The organism is Sphingobacterium endophyticum, from assembly GCF_009733535.1.
Classification (GTDB): Bacteria; Bacteroidota; Bacteroidia; order Sphingobacteriales; family Sphingobacteriaceae; genus Sphingobacterium; species Sphingobacterium endophyticum.
This window is the reverse complement of sequence record NZ_SMMI01000024.1, coordinates 19422-38846: the sequence shown is the minus strand read 5'-3', so window position 1 is coordinate 38846 and position 19425 is coordinate 19422. Positions and strand designations below refer to the sequence as shown.

Annotated in this window: 17 protein-coding genes and 2 tRNA genes; 6 read left to right on the top strand and 13 right to left on the bottom strand. The window is 34.4% G+C overall.

Annotated features, from left to right (window positions below):
* Nucleotides 1-2: 2 nt before the first annotated feature.
* The gene (locus E0Y80_RS19305) at nucleotides 3-647 is read right to left on the bottom strand and encodes a DUF502 domain-containing protein (protein ID WP_156309293.1); all 645 of its coding nucleotides are present in this window, start codon (nucleotides 645-647) and stop codon (nucleotides 3-5) included.
* Nucleotide 648: 1 nt separating this feature from the next.
* A complete protein-coding gene (locus tag E0Y80_RS19300) occupies nucleotides 649-3084 on the bottom strand; it encodes a bifunctional UDP-N-acetylmuramoyl-tripeptide:D-alanyl-D-alanine ligase/alanine racemase (protein WP_156309292.1) in 2436 nt (811 codons plus the stop codon).
* A gap of 69 nt (nucleotides 3085-3153) precedes the next feature.
* Between E0Y80_RS19300 and E0Y80_RS19295 the strand changes: the two genes are divergently transcribed.
* The 3 genes from E0Y80_RS19295 to E0Y80_RS19285 all read left to right on the top strand — a co-directional run bounded on the left by E0Y80_RS19295 (nucleotide 3154) and on the right by E0Y80_RS19285 (nucleotide 3872).
* Nucleotides 3154-3645, top strand: a complete 492-nt coding sequence (locus tag E0Y80_RS19295) for a regulatory protein RecX (protein WP_156309291.1) — start codon at nucleotides 3154-3156, stop codon at nucleotides 3643-3645.
* Between the two features lie 64 nt (nucleotides 3646-3709).
* Nucleotides 3710-3782: transfer RNA gene (locus E0Y80_RS19290), tRNA-Gly, on the top strand.
* 5 nt (nucleotides 3783-3787) lie between these two features.
* Nucleotides 3788-3872 (top strand) — tRNA-Leu (locus E0Y80_RS19285).
* A gap of 40 nt (nucleotides 3873-3912) precedes the next feature.
* Here E0Y80_RS19285 and E0Y80_RS19280 read toward each other — a convergent pair.
* Together E0Y80_RS19280 and E0Y80_RS19275 are read right to left on the bottom strand one after the other, a co-directional pair.
* Nucleotides 3913-4449, bottom strand: a complete 537-nt coding sequence (locus E0Y80_RS19280; RefSeq protein WP_156309290.1) for a dihydrofolate reductase family protein — start codon at nucleotides 4447-4449, stop codon at nucleotides 3913-3915.
* 39 nt (nucleotides 4450-4488) lie between these two features.
* A complete protein-coding gene (locus E0Y80_RS19275) occupies nucleotides 4489-6018 on the bottom strand; it encodes a TlpA family protein disulfide reductase (protein WP_156309289.1) in 1530 nt (509 codons plus the stop codon).
* 320 nt (nucleotides 6019-6338) lie between these two features.
* On the opposite strand from E0Y80_RS19275, the gene katG reads away from it, so the two are divergent.
* Nucleotides 6339-8624, top strand: a complete 2286-nt coding sequence (katG, locus tag E0Y80_RS19270) for a catalase/peroxidase HPI (RefSeq protein ID WP_156309288.1) — start codon at nucleotides 6339-6341, stop codon at nucleotides 8622-8624.
* Between the two features lie 90 nt (nucleotides 8625-8714).
* Here the strand turns inward: katG and E0Y80_RS19265 are convergent, their stop codons facing one another.
* The 5 genes from E0Y80_RS19265 to E0Y80_RS19245 form a co-directional block, all read right to left on the bottom strand.
* Nucleotides 8715-9101, bottom strand: coding sequence for a DUF1398 domain-containing protein (locus E0Y80_RS19265; protein WP_156309287.1), 387 nt, complete (start codon nucleotides 9099-9101; stop codon nucleotides 8715-8717).
* 30 nt (nucleotides 9102-9131) lie between these two features.
* Nucleotides 9132-9389, bottom strand: coding sequence for a hypothetical protein (locus E0Y80_RS19260; protein WP_156309286.1), 258 nt, complete (start codon nucleotides 9387-9389; stop codon nucleotides 9132-9134).
* Nucleotides 9390-9447: 58 nt separating this feature from the next.
* Nucleotides 9448-10710 carry an NADP-dependent isocitrate dehydrogenase gene (gene icd / locus E0Y80_RS19255; protein ID WP_156309285.1) on the bottom strand — a complete coding sequence of 421 codons (1263 nt, stop codon included), beginning with the start codon at nucleotides 10708-10710 and terminating at the stop codon, nucleotides 9448-9450.
* Nucleotides 10711-10735: 25 nt separating this feature from the next.
* Nucleotides 10736-12871 carry a cation:proton antiporter gene (locus E0Y80_RS19250; RefSeq protein ID WP_156309284.1) on the bottom strand — a complete coding sequence of 712 codons (2136 nt, stop codon included), beginning with the start codon at nucleotides 12869-12871 and terminating at the stop codon, nucleotides 10736-10738.
* A 108-nt stretch (nucleotides 12872-12979) separates the two neighbouring features.
* A complete protein-coding gene (locus E0Y80_RS19245) occupies nucleotides 12980-14197 on the bottom strand; it encodes an ABC transporter permease (RefSeq protein WP_231596109.1) in 1218 nt (405 codons plus the stop codon).
* Between the two features lie 92 nt (nucleotides 14198-14289).
* Here E0Y80_RS19245 and fmt point away from each other — a divergent pair, with 92 nt between their 5' ends.
* On the top strand, nucleotides 14290-15219 hold the full coding sequence (fmt, locus tag E0Y80_RS19240; protein WP_156309283.1) for a methionyl-tRNA formyltransferase: 930 nt from the start codon (nucleotides 14290-14292) through the stop codon (nucleotides 15217-15219).
* Here the strand turns inward: fmt and E0Y80_RS19235 are convergent.
* On the bottom strand, nucleotides 15216-15422 hold the full coding sequence (locus E0Y80_RS19235; RefSeq protein WP_156309282.1) for a helix-turn-helix domain-containing protein: 207 nt from the start codon (nucleotides 15420-15422) through the stop codon (nucleotides 15216-15218). The two genes, fmt and E0Y80_RS19235, sit on opposite strands and share 4 nt — an antisense overlap.
* Before the next feature lie 303 nt (nucleotides 15423-15725).
* Here E0Y80_RS19235 and E0Y80_RS19230 point away from each other — a divergent pair, with 303 nt between their 5' ends.
* The gene (locus tag E0Y80_RS19230) at nucleotides 15726-16586 is read left to right on the top strand and encodes a sigma-70 family RNA polymerase sigma factor (protein ID WP_093096797.1); all 861 of its coding nucleotides are present in this window, start codon (nucleotides 15726-15728) and stop codon (nucleotides 16584-16586) included.
* Nucleotides 16587-16772: 186 nt separating this feature from the next.
* On the opposite strand, the gene E0Y80_RS19225 is transcribed toward E0Y80_RS19230, so the two are convergent.
* The 3 genes from E0Y80_RS19225 to prmA all read right to left on the bottom strand — a co-directional run bounded on the left by E0Y80_RS19225 (nucleotide 16773) and on the right by prmA (nucleotide 19422).
* Entirely contained in the window at nucleotides 16773-17102 is a 330-nt protein-coding gene (locus E0Y80_RS19225; RefSeq protein ID WP_093096800.1) for a helix-turn-helix domain-containing protein, read from the bottom strand.
* Between the two features lie 106 nt (nucleotides 17103-17208).
* Nucleotides 17209-18579 carry a UDP-N-acetylmuramate--L-alanine ligase gene (locus tag E0Y80_RS19220; protein ID WP_156309281.1) on the bottom strand — a complete coding sequence of 457 codons (1371 nt, stop codon included), beginning with the start codon at nucleotides 18577-18579 and terminating at the stop codon, nucleotides 17209-17211.
* Nucleotides 18580-19422, bottom strand: a complete 843-nt coding sequence (gene prmA / locus E0Y80_RS19215; protein WP_156309280.1) for a 50S ribosomal protein L11 methyltransferase — start codon at nucleotides 19420-19422, stop codon at nucleotides 18580-18582.
* Nucleotides 19423-19425: the final 3 nt, after the last annotated feature.

Genomic DNA, 19425 nt, shown 5'->3' with positions numbered 1-19425 from the left:
AATTATCTTCTGTTGTCATCCAATCTGTTTTCTGCTTTAGGATCTTTCTTCCCCTCTAGACCACTTACACCACCGGAAACAACTAATTTCATAGCATCTGTAGCTGATAAATTCAATTTGGTAACTTTCTCACTTGAAACAACAACTACCTGCCCAGCTACCGAGTAGGAATAGGGAAAATAAACAACAACATCGCCCGGCAATCCCAATACATTTAAATCTCGTTGTGTTAAAAAACCAATCTTTTTCAATCCAAATTCATTAACCTCGACAAGGACTGGTTCATTAAATTTTTTTGCATCACCAACAAATGCTTCAGTAAAGTCTTTAATTGATGAATATAAGGTATTAAATAATGGAATTTTACTTATTGTACGATTTAACCAAGCTCGTATTGGTGCAGTAACTAATGTCGTAAATATAAATCCAATCAGAGTTAATAACAATAGAACAGAAACTATCCCTAGTCCAGGGATATATAATGGTTTTCCAAACTCATCGGTAAGGAAATGCTCGGTAATATTTAATGCACCATCTAAAGTTGCAACCAACCATACAATAACAAATATAGCTCCTGCAACTGGGGCAACAACTAAGGTTCCCTTGATTAAATAATAAAAAAACTTCTGGAAAAACTTTGTAATCATTTTACTCAAAATAATAAACTCTTTTAACTCGACTCGATATATTTACTAATAATTCATACGGAATTGTTCCTATATCCATCGCTGATTGGGTAATACTTGGAAACACAATGACTTCATCAGCAACGCGTATATCTAGATCAGTTACATCAAGCATACACATATCCATACAAATATTTCCTACTGTTGGAACCATCGAACCGTTAATCAGCATTTTTCCTACTCCATTTCCAAACCTTCTCGAATATCCATCTGCATAACCAATCTTTACTGTAGCAATCTTACTATCCCTATTAAGGATACCTTTCCGATCATAACCTACAGTCTCCCCTTTTGATAGTTCCTTAATCTGAGTTACTGTTGTTTTTAAGCAACTTACTTGCTCTAAGTTAGGAAGATTTTTATCCATATCCACACCATATAACCCAATACCTAAGCGAACCATATCAAAATGAGCCGATGGCCAACGAACTATAGCTGATGTGTTAGCAACATGCCTGATAAATTTATATCCTAATCCGATTTCTAATTTATCAGCGGATTTTAAATAGCTTTCAATTTTTTCTTTCGTAAAACCATCTTGATTTACATCTCCTGAAGCAACTAAATGTGTAAAAAATGAAACAACTCGGACCTGATCCTGATTCCTCAAGCGGTCAATAACAGAATCAATTTCTGAAGGAAAGAACCCTAATCGATGCATTCCCGTATCTAATTTTAAATGAATTTTATAATCCTTAATTTGATGTAATTGCAGGAAATCGATAAATTCATTTAAAAAGGACATGCTGTAAACCTCCGGTTCTAAATTATAGTCTATTAAAGACTGAAATGTTTCCCTATCTGGACTTAACACCATAATTGGTAAACCAATACCAGCTACCCTTAATTCTACCCCCTCATCTGCAAAAGCGACAGTTAAATAATCAACTTTACTGAACTGTAAGAGATTTGCAACCTCAAAACTACCACTCCCATATGAAAAGGCTTTAACCATGGCCATAACCTTAACATCTTTAGGAATTAAACTCCTATAAATCATGAGGTTGTTGGAAATAGCATTTAAATTAATTTCTAAAACAGTACCGTGAGAACGTAATGCTAATTTTTGTACGATTTTCTCAAAATGGAACTTACGTGCACCTTTTATTAAAATACTTTCATTATCAAATTTTATATCTGAAAACTTTGCAAGTAATGCTTCCGTGGATTCAAAAGATATTTTAGAAACGTTGCGGATTTCTTTTAGCCAGGTATAATCTTGTCCTACCCAAATAAATCGATCTAAACCTGAGCTGTTCAATAAATCAATAAATTTATGCTGCAACTTTTCACTCTCATCTAATCCTTCCATTTCGGATAAGATTAGCGTTTTCTTCGGGTGTTGATTTTGTTGATTTAAAAATTCTAATGAAATCTTTAAGGAAGCTAAATCATTGGAATATGAATCATCTATAATCGAACATTGATTAATACCCTTCTTCAATTGCAAACGCATTTCCAATGGCTTCAAACCTTGAATCCTTTCTACTATAGTTTCAACTTCATACCCAAGAAAATACATAACTGAAACACAGCTCATTATATTTTCGATTGATGCCCTATCTGTAAATGGTACTTGACAAATACAAATGACTTCTCCTATTCTAATCTTTAATTTACTATGATCAATATGTGTTTCTTCTGTTAATAATTGAATTTGATCTTGGTCAGATTTTCCCCAAGTAACGATTTTTTTTTGTCCATTAAATTGATCATAAGGCAAATAATCAGATCCTCCAATGATTACATCTGAATGGGAAAATAACTTTAGTTTCTCAATTAATTTTTCCTGTTTGGAACTAAAATTTTGAGCATGAGCTAAGCCAATATTTGTAAAAACCCCAATATTAGGCTGAATCATTCGTTCTAATTTTTCCATTTCTCCTGGCTTACTTATTCCGGCTTCTATGAGTGCGAAATCATACTGAGGACCCAAGTTCCACAAAGATAGCGCAACCCCTAACTGAGAATTGTAACTCTTTGGACTTTGATAGACTTTCTTCTCTGGAATTAATAATTGAAATAACCAGGCTTTTACAATCGATTTACCATTACTCCCTGTAATTCCAATAACGGGATATTCAAATTGGCTCCTATGGTAGGTCACTAAAGATTGAAGGAATTGTAGTACATCTTCAACTTCAATGATATTAACATCATTAATACTTTCTAAAAATGGTACTGATTTAGAAACGACAAAACTTCGAATGCCTTTTTCATAAGCATCAATTATAAAATCATGACCATCACGAGTGGCTTTAAGGGCAAAGAATAGAGATTCATCAGGATTGTTTACCTTGCGGCTGTCGTATACTAGTTCACTGATTTTTGAAGTTAAATCATTTGATTTTTTAGGTTTAATAGTTAAGACCTCACAAATAAATTTAATAGTATACATGATTCTGCAAATATGCAGCGAAGTTCATCATTTTTTTTAAAAGTTCATCATTTTTTGAAGATTTGCATTATGGATCATCCATCAAATAGACAGAAAACTTACACAGCTCTAGAAGCCAAGCGAAAAGCTGAATCCTATTGTGCTTATCAGGAAAGAGCTCAACAAGAAGTCCGTGACAAATTATACCAATGGGGATTACATAAGTTAGATGTAGAAAATATCATTTCATATCTGATTGAAGAAAATTTTCTTAATGAAGAAAGATTTGCTAAAGCCTATGTATTGGGGAAATTTAGGATGAAAAGTTGGGGAAAAATAAAGATTACTCAAGGGCTTAAGATAAAACAGGTCTCCGCCCCATTAATAAAAATTGCATTAAAAGAAATCAATCCAGAGGAATATTTTGAAAGATTAGTTAGCATACTAGAAAAAAAATCGAAATTAATTCAGGAAAATGATTCATTCAAAAAGCGCAATAAGCTTTACCAATATGCTCTTGGAAAGGGCTTCGAAAATAATTTAATATTAGAGGTACTGAAAGACAATGATTTGGAGAATTAATCTATTTTTTTTGAAAAAATAATTTTAGGATATCAAATTTCTCTCTATATTTGCACCACGTCAAGCGAAAGTAGCTCAGTTGGTAGAGCACAACCTTGCCAAGGTTGGGGTCGCGAGTTCGAATCTCGTCTTTCGCTCAGTTGCCTAGGTGGTGGAACTGGTAGACACGCAGGACTTAAAATCCTGTTCCCGTTAAGGGAGTGCGGGTTCGATTCCCGCCCTAGGTACAAAACAATAGCCCATCAGTCGATGGGCTTTTTTTTTCAACTATATTTTTCTAACAAATTGATTCTGAACTATATAATTTAAAAAGAGTTTTGTATTTACCGCTTCGAATTTTAATGTTTCCATAAGATCTCCGAACAAAGAAATCCCCCCTCCCAACAAGTATGGAATTACAGTAATCGTCATTTCATCTATCAGATCCTCTTTTAAAAAGCTCTGTATTGTTTTTCCGCCATCGATGTAAAGATTATGAAATCCTTTTTCATGTATTTTAGCTAAGACTTCTTTCAGATCACCTTTAACAAGAGTAGCTTTATCTCTAAATTTTTCAGGTATTGCCTTCAAACTGTTACTCAATACAAAAACATGTTTTTCATAATACCACTCATCAAAACCGCAAACAACCTCAAACGTATTCCTGCCCATAATTAATGCATCAATCCCCGAGATAAATTCCTTATATCCCATATCGTCATTTTCGGGATTAGGAATGGAAAGAAGCCACTCAATTTGCCCGTTCCTATCTGCAATATATCCATCTAAACTTGTTGCAATAAAAACTTTGTTTTTCTGTTTCATTTTTGTTTGATTACTTTAATCTTTTATGATTAAAAATTATTAGTTCTTTAATAAATCCTCAAGCACATTCTTTATTTTATCATTTCCTGGAAAGCCAGAAAACTTATCCATCAAATCCCCTTCTTTATTAAAAATTAAATAGGAAGGAATATACCCAAGATCAAAATAGTTCATCATATATTTCCATTGATTACCTGTGAGATAATAATGTTCTCCCCCTATTCCTTTTATCTTTTCTTCCCACAAATTTCTTGGGGAAGAACCATTAGTAAGATAAACAAATGCCACATCTTTATCGAAAAACTCGCCCTTAGTTATTCTAAATTGTCTCATTGCTTCCAAACAAGGCCCACACCAAGTTGCCCAAAGGTCAATCAGCACAACCTTATTTTTATATTTTGAGAGAATAGCCTCCATACTGTTTTTATCCGAAACCTTCGAAATATCATTGACAATTACAGGCTGTTTTAATTTGAATAACTCATTAACTTGATCGTTTTTACGGAACAGAATTTTAGCGATTTCGCCATTCTTCCAATATTGAAGTATATTTTCCTTTTGTTTTATGGTTAGAGGTTTCAATTCTTCATTTAGTTGTCGTGAAAATGCATTCGCTGCCAAAATATCATAATATGGACCTTCATCGAATCCAACTAATTCTGATAATAAACCTTTCACCTTTGATATCCAAGACGGGATATCATCTTCTCCAATAATAGGAAGACCTAAAACTTCATTTTGAAGAATTGCATTTTGAAATTCTGGAAATGTAATAATGTGTAAATATTGTGGATCGTTAAGATCAAAATCTTCTAAAAAACGAAAGTATGTTCTATCAATCTTTTGAATATTTGGAATATTTACGGTATCACCAGTTGCATTTCTGAAATTTAGTCGCATCGATGTATCGTAATCAAAGACTTGAGCAATATAGACTTCTAACCGAAAATCTTTTTCTAAAAAACCCTTGAATTCTTTAGAAAATATCTCATCATTTTTCAAAAATTTCTCCAACCTCCAGGCTACTGCACTTTGAGCAGTATCTAAGAATTCTTCTATGCTTTTATCAAAAAATCTTGGATATGCCATGTTTGTACCACCTCTTCTATATTTCAGCATGTTAAGAATTACCTCTGGTCCCTGTCTCATATCATATTTATTCATCGAAGGTGTGACTTTAAGATTCTTAATCTTGAGACCTGAATCATAGGTTAATTCAATGTTCGTAGAATCGTTATTTTTAGCTTTAACAAATAATACTTGACTTGGATTTAAATTTGTGTAGAAGACTAAATAGGAAATTGCTGTTTCCACTTCAAAATCTAATGAAAAATTACCGCTGGAGTCTGCGAGAATTTGATGGTTAACAATTTCTGCAGAAATCGGATGTACACTCCCAATCGTAATTTGAATACTGTCCTTATTTTGATTTTCAGGAATAATAATTCTTCCAGATATTTTCGCATTTCCAGCAACTATAGATGTTCCATCAAAATCCGTATCGGTTGACACTTGGCAGGAAAGAAAAAACACTAAAATAAATACAAATAGTAGTTTAATTTTAATCATATATAATTGGTTTTATTACCAAGAAAAAATTAAGGAGTTTCTGCCCGGAAAATCATGGTTAGCTAAATAATAAGGTTAAATAAAGATAACTTATGTTCAAGTTACAGACAATTTCCATAACATTTATCCAAATCTTAATTTACTTATAAACCATAGAAAAAATCTATTGAAATATACATGTCACTTAGATTTTATTTATCTAACTTTAATTAAATTTAAAGGAGAAAAACAAATCATCATTAAATAAGTTCAAAATAATAGAGCATTAATATTTAACCTCTCCTATTATTTGGGGATCAAATAAAAGACAAATACAGAATATGGAAAATGGAAACGACATTAGCAAATGCCCATTTCACAATGGTAATGCAAAACAAAATTTAACTGTTGCTGGAGGAGGAACAACAAATTCAGATTGGTGGCCAAAAAGACTTAAAGTAAGTTTACTTCGTCAGCATTCAAATCTATCAACTCCAATGGATTCTGACTTTAATTATGCAGAAGAATTTTCTAAATTAGATTTAGAAGCTGTAAAACAAGATCTTCATGCTTTAATGACGGACTCGCAAGACTGGTGGCCTGCTGATTTTGGGCATTATGGCGGCTTATTTATCCGTATGGCTTGGCACTCTGCAGGTACCTACCGTGTTGGTGATGGTCGCGGTGGTGCAGGAACAGGTCAACAACGCTTTGCCCCATTGAACAGCTGGCCGGACAATGTGAGTTTAGATAAAGCTCGACGTCTTTTATGGCCAATTAAGCAAAAATACGGCAACAAACTTTCTTGGGCTGATTTACTAGTATTAACTGGAAATATTGCCTTAGAATCCATGGGATTCAAAACCCTAGGTTTTGCTGGAGGTCGTGTAGATGCCTTTGAACCTGATGATGATGTATATTGGGGTTCTGAACAAACTTGGTTAGGTGGTGATGTTCGCTACGCACATGGTTCTGAAGGTGTTGTTGAAAAAGATCATGCTGTTTTATCTGCAGATGATAAAGCAGATGGGGATGTACATTCAAGAAATCTTGAAAATCCATTAGCGGCAGTGCAAATGGGATTAATCTATGTAAATCCAGAAGGTCCTGATGGAAATCCTGACCCTATCTTGGCAGCTAAAGATATCCGTGATACATTTGGCAGAATGGCTATGGATGATGAAGAAACTGTTGCACTAATTGCTGGTGGTCACTCTTTTGGTAAAACCCATGGTGCTGGCCCTGCCGACAATGTAGGAAAAGAGCCAGAAGCAGCTGGACTTGAAGAGCAAGGTTTGGGATGGCAAAGCAAATATAAATCTGGAGTTGGATCTGATGCAATTACTTCTGGATTGGAAGTTATTTGGACAGAAACCCCAACTCAATGGAGCAACAATTTCTTTGAAAACCTATTCAACTATGAATGGGAATTAACAAAAAGTCCTGCCGGAGCTCATCAATGGGTTGCTAAAGACGCTGATGATGTTATTCCTGATCCTTTTGATCCAAATAAAAAACGTAAACCAACCATGTTGACAACGGATTTATCTTTAAGATTTGATCCTGTTTATGAAAAAATATCTAGAAAATTCCTAGAAAGCCAAGATGCATTTGCTGATGCTTTTGCTCGGGCATGGTTCAAATTAACTCACAGAGATATGGGACCTAGGTCTCGCTATTTGGGCGCTGATGTACCCTCTGAAATATTTACTTGGCAAGACCCAATTCCTGACCTTAACCATGAAACAGTTAACGAAAATAATGTTCAGGAATTAAAAAATAAAATTTTAAACTCTGGCCTTTCCATTTCTGAACTTGTATCTACGGCATGGGCTTCGGCTTCAACATTCCGTGGATCTGATAAACGTGGTGGTGCAAATGGTGCTCGTGTAAGATTAACTCCTCAAAAAGATTGGGAAGTAAACAATCCTACACAATTAAATAAAGTCTTGAATGTATTGGAAAAAATTCAAAATGAATTTAATCAGTCACAATCTTCGAACAAAAGAGTTTCTATTGCAGACCTAATTGTAATTGCAGGCAATTCAGCAGTTGAAAAAGCTGCTCAGGATGCTGGAACGGAAATTAATGTTCCATTTACTCCAGGAAGAATGGACTCTTCACAAGAACAAACTGATTCGGAATCAATAGCATTCTTAGAACCTAATGCTGATGGTTTCAGAAACTACAAGAAAAGGAAATATACATCTTCAACGGAAGAACTTTTAATTGACAAAGCTCAGCTATTGAATCTTACCGCTCCCGAACTTACCGTGCTTTTAGCGGGAATGCGAGTTTTAGATACAAACTATGATGGTTCTAAAAATGGAGTGTTCAGCAATCGTCCTGGACAGCTTACTAATGATTTCTTAGTTAATCTTTTGGATATGAATACTGTATGGAAAGCTGCTTCCGAAGATAAAGAACTTTACATAGGCTCTGACCGTAAAACTGGACAACCAAAATGGACTGGAACTCGTTCTGATTTAGTCTTCGGCTCAAACTCTGAACTCAGAGTGGTAGCTGAGGTATATGCGAGTGCTGATGCTCAGGAAAAATTTGTTAAAGACTTCGTAAAAGCCTGGACTAAGGTAATGAACGCAGATAGATTTGATGTCAAAAATTAAATCTTCTAATTACAGAAATAAATTAAAAGAAAAAGGCGGAACTGTTTCCGCCTTTTTCTTTTAATTCTCAATTTCTAAACTTTAGAAATTCTAAAAATTAATAATTTCTTTCAAAACTTCATGATGCCCCAAATCATAATAAATACAGGTATTTAATTCCAAATTTACCTTCCAATAGGCAATTCCTGTCTCTGCACACATCTTCACAAATTCATCAAAATTAGTCTTTCCTTCCTGATGTCGAATTAATTCTTCTTTAAACACATCAAAACTTACTCTTTCTAGAATTTTCAAAACAGGATACTTGGCATCCGATGAAGCACTCCCCTCTTTACCAAAATAAATCTCTCTCCCATCCTGAACCTGGAACTCAAATCCCTCCACCCCAATTTCTTTTATTTCCAATATATAACGTGGAAAATCTGCTCCTGTCTTAACCTTTTGGTGAGCCTCTTCAATCTCTCTTATTGTAAACATCGCTGTGTCTTATGTCTAATGTCTCTTACCTTACAACAGCGCCAGTTTCCAAGCCTTGACAATTTCATTTTTATCTAAATATTCTTTCGCTTTCAATAACTGGTGGGTTATTCTAGTCGATTCTTCTCCTATGAAGGCATTCAATAATTCCTGTATTTCAGGTTCATATTTAAATTGATCAATTTCTTGATCTGTGGGAATGCCATCCAAACTAGTTAGCTTCAATAAATCTTGATGATTAAAAAAACCGGATTGAACAATAAAACGAGGTATTTCGGTAATTAGCATTAATATTTAAATTAAAAAAGCTGAACCCATTAAAGTTCAGCTCTATATATTTTAATAATTATAATTTCTCAATAATCTTATCCGCAAACTCGGATGTTTTAAGTAATGTAGCCCCTTCCATAAGGTTATAAAAATCTATAGTTACTGTTTTTTCCTTTATGGTTTCCGCCAATGCTGAAACAATAGCATCCGCTGCCTCTGTCCAACCCATGTATTCCAACATCATTACACCACTCAGAATTACAGATGAAGGGTTCATGGTATTGGTATTGGCAAACCTAGGTGCTGTCCCGTGCGTAGCTTCAAAGATCGCGTGGCCTGTCTTAAAATTAATATTTGCTCCTGGCGCAATACCTATCCCACCTACCATCGCCGCAAGGGCATCTGAAATATAATCACCATTGAGATTTAAAGTCGCAATAACATCAAAATCCTGTGGCGCCAAAAGAATTTGCTGCAAAAAATTATCAGCAATCATATCTTTAATAATTAATTTCCCAGCATGCTCCGCTTCTTTCTGTTCAGCGTTTGCAGCATCTTGCCCATCCTTAGATTTAGTGTTTTCCCACTGATTCCAAGTATAAACTTGATTTCCAAAATCCTTCTCCGCCAATTCATATCCCCAATTCTTAAATGCACCCTCTGTGAATTTCATAATGTTCCCTTTGTGAACCAAGGTTACTGACTTACGTCCTTCATTTAATGCAAATTCTATGGCAGCACGAATAAGTCTTTTAGATCCTTCCTCAGAAACAAACTTTAAACCAACACCGGTAGTATTGCTGAAATTATAATCTACATTCAAGTCATTCTTTAAGAAATCTTGAATACGCTTTGCCTCGGCTGTACCTGCAGCAAATTCGATTCCTGCATAAATATCTTCCGTGTTTTCACGAAAAACTACCATATCAACCTTTTCAGGATGTTTTACTGGGGAAGGAACGCCCTCATACCACTTGGTAGGCCTTTGACATACATACAGATCCAACTCTTTGCGTAATGCAACATTTAATGATCGAATACCTCCTCCAATAGGTGTAGTCAATGGTCCCTTTATGCCTATCAAATACTCTTTGAAGACATCTAAAGTCTCCTCCGGCAACCAATTTCCTGTTTGATTAAATGCCTTCTCGCCTGCTAGAACCTCTTTCCATGTAATCTTTCTTTTCCCAGAATATTGCTTCTCAACAGCTGAATCAAAAACCCGAACGGATGCATTCCATATGTCCGGACCTATCCCATCTCCGATAATAAAGGGTATGGTGACTTGATCTGGAACTATTAATTTACCATGTGAATCTATACTTACCTTATCTGACATATACCTACGATTATATATTTATATTCTATTTTTCCTTACCAAACATATTTCCAATTTCTCGACTAATTCTTCTGAAAATCGGTGCCGTTTGAATGTCTTCATATTCATCAATATGCTGATCCTCCAATCGGGCAGGAAATATTAAAATCAAGTTCTGATTTTTATAATATTTTCCAACACGCTTTGCTAATCCGTCTAAGGAATCCCTATAGGATACATCACCATTTCTTGCTGAAACAAATACAAGTAAGGAATCAGCATTACTAAAAGTCGCCAATCCAAACATATTGTCCCAATCCTCATATTGTTCAAAAGAAACAGGAACACTAGACTTCAAGGTTTCCAACATCATTTCAATCGCCTGGTGGCTGCGATGGTTACAAACAAAAATAATAGGCAACGATAGTTCTGAAGCCAATTTTGTCATTTTTTCCATCCAGTAGGCAAAACCAACTTCCGATTCTGCTAATGGTGGAACAAAAACGGTGATCATTTTGTTCGTTATAAATGGCTTTTCTATTCGGCACATCATCAAAGTGGCATCTGTTCTGTTCAAAATACTTTCCGTCTTCTCTCCTACGATCTTTTCAACAAAACTTGTAGCACTCGGCCAACCTAAAATCAAACAGTCTGCGAATGCTTCTTTTGACGCCCTACTAATTCCACTCGCTATATTATAATCTACCTTGGAAACTAAATCAACCTCCGTCTCTGATCCAGAAGCATATTTTGCCATCTTATCAAGATTCTGACGTGCCTGGACAAGGTTTATTTCCGCCTGCTCATCATTTGGAACAACACTTAATATATTTAATGGATGTGGAGATTTCTTTGATTTGACTAAAGTAGCAAAGTCCAAAATAGCTTCCATATTATTTAAATTGGCAATCGGAATCATAATCTGTTCCTCATGTTCTTCAACGTGTTCAATATGCTCAACATGTTGACGACCTTCCAAAACAATTTTCTTAGAAGCATTTTCAGTAACAATAGATGCAATAATACAACTGACTAAAATCAACATGATTGTCCCATTTAAGACATTTTCATCAATAATATCATTGTTATAACCTACCATGATAATTGCAAGCGTCGCTGCAGCATGCGCATTACTTAATCCAAATATTAAATTCCGCTCATTCTTGGAATATTTAAATACCCACTGTGTAGCAGTCGCAGCCAAAAATTTCCCAACTATACCAACTAATGTCAAGGCACCTGCAACATAAAATACAGTCAGACCTGTGCTATTGGTTATGACTCCAATATCAACAATCATCCCTACTGAAATCAAAAAGAAAGGAATAAAAATGGCATTACCTATGAACTCAATCCTGTTCATTAATGCTGATGAATGTGGAATCAACTTATTTAATGCCAATCCTGCAACGAAAGCTCCTATAATAGGTTCCAGATTTGCCATTTCTGCCAAAAATGCCGCAAAAAATACAACAGTCAATACAAAAATGTAATGACCTGTTTTTTCGCTCTCAACCTTCTCAAAAAACCACTTGGCGATCTTTGGTATTACTCCGAACATTATAAATAGAAAGATTGCAAAGGATACGCCTAGTGTTATCCAAAATTCATTGTTGATTTCACCTTGAGAGGCCCCTTTTATTACAGCTAGGATGATTAGAACTGCAGTATCCGTTAAGATTGTTCCTCCAATTGTTATGGCAACAGCTTCGTTTTTTGAAATACCATATCGATTTACGATAGGATATGATACCAAGGTATGGGTTGCAAACATACTTGCAATCAGAATGCTCGTCAATAAACTATAATCAAGAATATAATAACATACTGGAAAACCTATGGAAATTGGAATGATAAACGTAAAGAAGCCAAATAAAAAAGACTTATGCTTAGTCTTCTTAAACTCATTCATATCAAGTTCCAAACCAGCAATAAACATAATATAAAGCAAGCCAATTGTTGAAAATAAATCAACTGCAGAATTTTTTTCTAGCCAATTTAATCCATGTGGACCGATAATCATCCCCGAAATAATTAACCCAATAATTCCAGGAACCTTAATGGGTCTTAATAATATTGGAGATAATAAAATGATAAAAAGTACAAGAGAAAATATAAGCACCGGGTTGGTTAAAGGTGCCTCAAATGCATGTATTAAATGATCAAAAATTTTGTCGCCCATAAAAATATTTATGTTATCATATACAATTAAAAAACAAGATTGTTTTCAATCGAAAGATAAGGAAAATAAAGGAATTAATTGATTGTATAGGGCAATAAAGCAAGAATATTACTTGAATTGAATGGTCTTAATCGGTGATATTCTGGAGATTAACATCGAAGGAATAAACAATGTAATTAATGCAATGACAATTAAGGAAAGATTTAGCCACAACACGACTGCCCAGGAAATTTCCATCGGTACAAATGAGACATAATAGATGCTGGGATCTAATTTGAAAAAGTGTGTTTGGGTCTGAAAGAAGTAAAGTACAATTGCAATTAAATTACCTAAAAGCAAACCATAACCAATCAGATACAGTGAATTGAATAAAAATACTTTTCGAATATTACCATTTCTCATTCCTAACGCCTTCAACATACCAATCATCGGAGAACGCTCTAAAATAGAAATTAATAAGGCGGATATCATGTTAATAACGGCAACTATCACCATTAAAACGAAAATAATATTATCATTCATATCCAACATATTCAACCAGTTAAATATATCCTGCATTTGCATCACAACATTGGTTGCATAAAGCTCAATTCCCAAATTATTGTTTAATTCATCTGTAGTTTTAAATAGTTGATTGAAATCTTTCACACGAACTTCGTAGCCTCCAGCCTGTTGTTCTTCCAAATTATTCAAGCGACGAATTAAAGGTAATGAACCTATCACATAAATCTTATCTAGTTCCTCAGAGTTGGTTGTAAATATTCCTTTTACTGTAAACTTTCTTTTTTTTACGACATCTTGAATGAAATACATAATAAAACTTTCACCTACTTTCAGATTAAGCCTATTCGCCATTAATGAAGAAATCAATAATTGATTGTCCGCATCTTCCGAAGAAAAATTTATTGTATCCCCTTCAAGAATTGTTTTCGAAAGGAAATTTTGATCATAGTCTTTGTCTATTCCTTTTAATAAAACACCCTCTACTTCACCCTTGACATTCATTATACCCGCTTTGGTTGCATATGGGTAAACATCAACAACATTTGGGTTCTCTTTGATGCGACTAATTTCTTTTTCGCTAAGGGAAATTGGAGAATTGACATAAGATTCATTTCTCTCATTTTTAAGGATAATAATGTCGCCAAAAAATCCCCTTTGTTTTTCTGTAATTTCTCCTTTAAAACCATTCAAGATGGCTACAGCAAGAATAATCGCCATTATTGCTAAGGCCAATGCCCCTATGGTAACACGCACGATAAGTTTAGAAAACGTTCGGTTTCCCTCTAGTGTAATCCTCTTGGCTAAGAAATATGGAAAATTCAAGCTTAAATTAAATTTGTAACTTCGCAAAGTTAATAAAATTTGTCATCCAACAATACGGATGATTTTGCATCCAAATCATAATAGTATTTTATATGCGCATCATTTTTATGGGAACCCCAGACTTCGCCGTAGCATCTTTAAATGCATTAATAGAAGCTGGTAAAGAAGTTGTAGCGGTTGTAACTGCAGCAGACAAACCTGCTGGAAGAGGTCAAAAATTTCATGCCTCAGCTGTCAAACAATTCGCTGTTTCTAAAAATATCCCTGTACTTCAACCAGTAAATTTAAAAGACCCTAATTTCCTAGATGAATTAAAATCTTATAAAGCTGATCTGCAAGTCGTTGTAGCATTTCGTATGCTTCCTGAATCGGTTTGGAATATGCCACCTAAAGGAACAATCAATGTACACGCCTCCCTATTGCCAGATTATCGTGGCGCAGCGCCTATTAACCATGCTGTCATTAATGGTGAAAAAAAATCCGGGGTAACTACATTTTTATTACAACATGAAATAGATACTGGAAACATTTTATTTTCTACTGAAGTAAAAATTAATGAAGAGGACACAGCCGGGGATTTGCATGATAATCTGATGCATGCAGGTGCTGAGCTGTTAATCAAAACTGTAAATGCAATCCAAAATAATGAAACAAAACCAATCCCACAGGACTCTATAAAGACAGAGGAATTAAATCATGCGCCAAAAATATTTAAAGAGGACTGTTTAATTAATTGGAATAAAAATACTGTTGAAATTTATAACCTGATCCGAGGATTAAGTCCCTACCCAACTGCATTCACCTATTTAGATGATAAAGTTTTAAAAATATTTAAATCAGAAAAAGAAATAGTTCAGCACAATATTGATCCCGGAAAGTATATTTCCGATGGAAAAAGCCAATTAAAATTTGCTAGTAAAGACGGCTTTATTATACTTAAAGAAATTCAGATCGAAGGTAAAAAAAGAATGCTAGTGTCAGATTTTTTAAGAGGATATCATTTAAAGGAGTCGAAAATTTAATCTTCAACGTATTTAAATAGATCACCAGGCTGGCACTGCAGGGCCTTACAGATTGAATCTAACGTACTGATACGTATAGCTTTAGCTTTTTGATTTTTAATAATAGATAGATTAGATAAGGTTATTCCAACCTTTGAGCTCAATTCATTCAGAGACATCCTTCGCTGAGACATGATTTCGTCAAGATGAACAATTATAGGCATAACAATTATTTTTTATTGCTTTTGATTAATATCAATCATCAAAACAATTGATGTTTCGAATTGTTTTATTATCAGAAAAAGGAAAATGAAATAAACAAGAAATATTAGTTAAATGTCTGTTAAATACTTGTTCATCGACGAGATTCAAGTTTTTTTGGAATGATTTTTGATGTTAGTACTACATCAACTCACCACAGATAACTAACTCATAATGAGTTAATAAATTACAAATAGATTAGAAATAATTGGGATAAATTTGTTATGTTTGCGAACATTTCAGAAAAGAAAGGTTTATATATTTAGATGAGACAGCTCAAAATTACACAATCCATCACCAACCGTGAGTCGCAGTCCCTTGACAAGTACTTGCATGAAATCGGAAAGGTAGACTTAATTTCAGCAGAAGAAGAAGTTATTCTAGCACAAAGAATTCGTGAAGGTGATCAGGTTGCATTAGAGAAATTAACTAAAACCAACTTACGTTTCGTAGTATCCGTTGCAAAACAATACCAAAATCAAGGTCTAACATTAGGAGACTTGATTAATGAAGGTAACTTAGGCTTAATAAAAGCAGCTAAACGTTTCGATGAAACTAAGGGATTTAAGTTTATCTCCTACGCAGTATGGTGGATTCGTCAATCTATTCTACAAGCTATCGCTGAGCAATCTCGTATCGTACGTCTTCCTTTAAACCAAGTTGGGTCTTTAAGTAAAATTAGTAAGGCCTTCTCAAAATTAGAACAAGAATATGAACGTGAACCTTCTCCAGAAGAATTGGCAGATATTTTGGAAACAACCGTTGACAAAGTTTCTGATACCTTAAGTAATTCTGGTCGTCACGTTTCTATGGATGCTCCTTTTGTACAAGGTGAAGAAAACACACTCTTGGACGTTTTGGAAAACAGCGACCCGGACACAGACAGTTCTTTAATCGATGAATCACTATCAGAAGAAATTAAAAGATCGTTAGCTACTTTAACAGAGCGCGAAAGAGAAATTATTGTTCTTTTCTTCGGATTAGGATCTAATCACCAATTGTCTTTGGAAGAAATCGGCGAAAAATTCAGCTTAACTAGAGAACGTGTGCGTCAAATTAAAGACAAAGCACTTCAAAGATTGAGACACACTTCTAGAAGTAAAATCCTAAAATCTTATTTAGGATAAAAACAAGACTTATATTTTAAATATAGCAATGCGCAAGAAAACTTGCGCATTTTTTTTGTCCTATTATCATTTTAACGACACCTTAATTTTTTATAATCTTATTCAAAATCCGAAAATTGAATGCTTTAAACAACAAAAAAGCCTTGCATCCCAAATGCAAGGCTTTTTCTTTAAGAAACAATCCTATTATTTCTTATGCAATTGTTCGTATAGATCAATTACTTTCTTTTGTAAGTCGATAACCTCAACTTCACGGGCCTGAAGACGCTTCTGAAGTTCATTTACCTCGTTCTGGATTTGCTTGTCCTCCTCTGGATCAGAAGTGGATAATAATTGAACTAATGATAAACCAAATAACTTCGATATTTGATTTAATCTTGATAAGTTAACATCAGTAATTCCTGTTTCAATCTTGGAAAAAGCTGGAATAGAGATATCTAGCCTTTTGGCTACATCCTCCTGGCTCCATCCTTTCTGATGTCTAAGTAATCTAATTTTTTTTCCTAATGCATTCATGGGTAAAATGTAAAATATTTATTTATTAAGTAATTATCAAATTTAAACAAATAAAGTAAAATTCAAAATCCCATTATTAAAAATTTAAAAAAATAATGAAAGAATCTTAAAAATTTCTCAAAAATTTATCTGCAAAACTTGTCATATTTACTCCATTGTAGTTGTTTGAACTCATAAATAGTAAATTATAACCATTTGACTTAAATGTTTCTAAAAAATCCTCCAATTCTGCCATTTGTGTGATAACTTGGAACGCTGGATGATTAAAAGCCTCATTTAAACGCCAAATTAAGTTATCTAAAGCAATATTTTTTTCTTTTATAAGTGAAGTATTAACGAAAACGACAGCAAAATCTGATTCGTTCATCGAATTTGCATATTCGGTAATAAACTCTGAGTCAAGACTGTCATAGCCATTTAACTCAATGATAGTAACTAATGCCTGATTAGGAAATTGCTCCTTAACAGCATGTATGCTCGAACGTAATTTACCTGGCGTATGTGCAAAATCCTGGTAAACAACACTCCCATTTTGACTAGCAACAAATTCCAAATATCGGATTGAACTCCTGAAATCTTGAATTGCCGCATAAAATTCATCCCGCTTTACTCCTAACCATTCGCAAACCGTAAATGCCCCCGAAATATTCGAAAGATTATGCTTTCCAAAAACCTTCAAAGGTATGTTATGTTCTCCGACCTGAACATAGGTAATCCCTTTATTAATACTGTACTCTGGTAATTTATAGCCATGACGGTTAATCTTTATATCCATGGTACGTTCAACTACCTCACGCGTATTCTTATCATCTTTATTATAGATAAGCGTACCTTTGGGAACTATCGTACGGATAAAGTCCTCAAACTGCTTGAAATAATCCTCCTGTGATATAACCGTCTTAAAATGGTCCCAATCTACTCCTGAAATTAAAGCAATATTTGGCTTATATTTCAAAAATTTCGATTGCTTATTCATTGCTGATGCGTAATACTCATCACCTTCTATAATGATTAGATTATTTTCCGGGCTTAATTGCAACAATTTGTCGAATCCTTCCAATTGAGCACCTACTAAATAATCAAAATTACGCCCTAATTTCTTTAGAACATGCATGATCATACTCGTAATAGTTGTCTTGCCATAAGTTCCGGCAATCACAACTCTAGTCTTCTCAGAACTTTGTTCATAAACAAACTCAGGAAATGAATATATACGGATTCCTAACTCCTTCGCCTTTTGCAGCTCAGGGTTATTCTCGTCTGCATGCATCCCTAAAATAACAGCATCAATGTCTTCTGTAATTTTTTCCGGAAACCATCCGAGCTCCTTCGGTAGTAAGCCTGCCTCTTTCAATTGGGATTTCGAAGGCTCAACTATTTGATCGTCCGAACCTGTAACCTGGTGCCCTTGTTCAGCTAAATTAATAGCTAAATTATGCATAATACTACCACCAATGGCTATAAAATGAATGCGCATTTAATTTGCTTTAATGAATTTGGCAGCACACCATGTGTCCAAAACCTTTTTCTCAATAAATTGAAACCCTAAGGACTCAGCCTTTTCAGTCAATATCATCAAATCCTCTCCATCGTAAAAACCAGAAATATATAGCTCCCCGGTATTTGATAAATCCGATGAATAAGTATCAAATTGATCCAATAAAATATTTCTGTTGATATTGGCCAAGATAACATCAAAATGCTTTCCTTCAATTGCATCCTTTGAACCTAATTTTGGCTCAATATTTTCAACCCCATTCAACAATTTATTCTCAATTACACTCTCAACACAGATAGGATCAAAATCAACTGCCAAAATATTGTTAGCTCCTTTTTTTGAAGCTAAAATCGCTAATATCCCCGTACCACATCCCATATCTAATACTTCTTTACCTTGGAATTCATTCTCCAAAATAAATGATAACATCATCGAAGTGGTTTGGTGATGCCCTGTCCCGAAGGACATTTTTGGATCAATTATTATTTGATAGGGATACGAAGGCTTATCCTCATGAAAAGTAGCGCGAACATAACATTGATCATCTACAACTATCGGACTAAAATTACTCTCCCATTCCTGATTCCAATTCTTATTCTCCAATTCTTGAACCGAATAAGAAACATCATAACCAACTGCCTCTGTCAATAAAACAGTTTCTAATGCCTGAATATCCAGGTTTGAATCTGGAATATAGGCTACAAAACCTTGGTCTTGATCCTCAAAGGTATCAAAACCAAGGTTTGCTAATTCTGCTATAAGCAAATCCTTTTGCCATTCCTCCATCGTTGAGGAAGTAAAAGTAACTGCTGTATATTTCATATA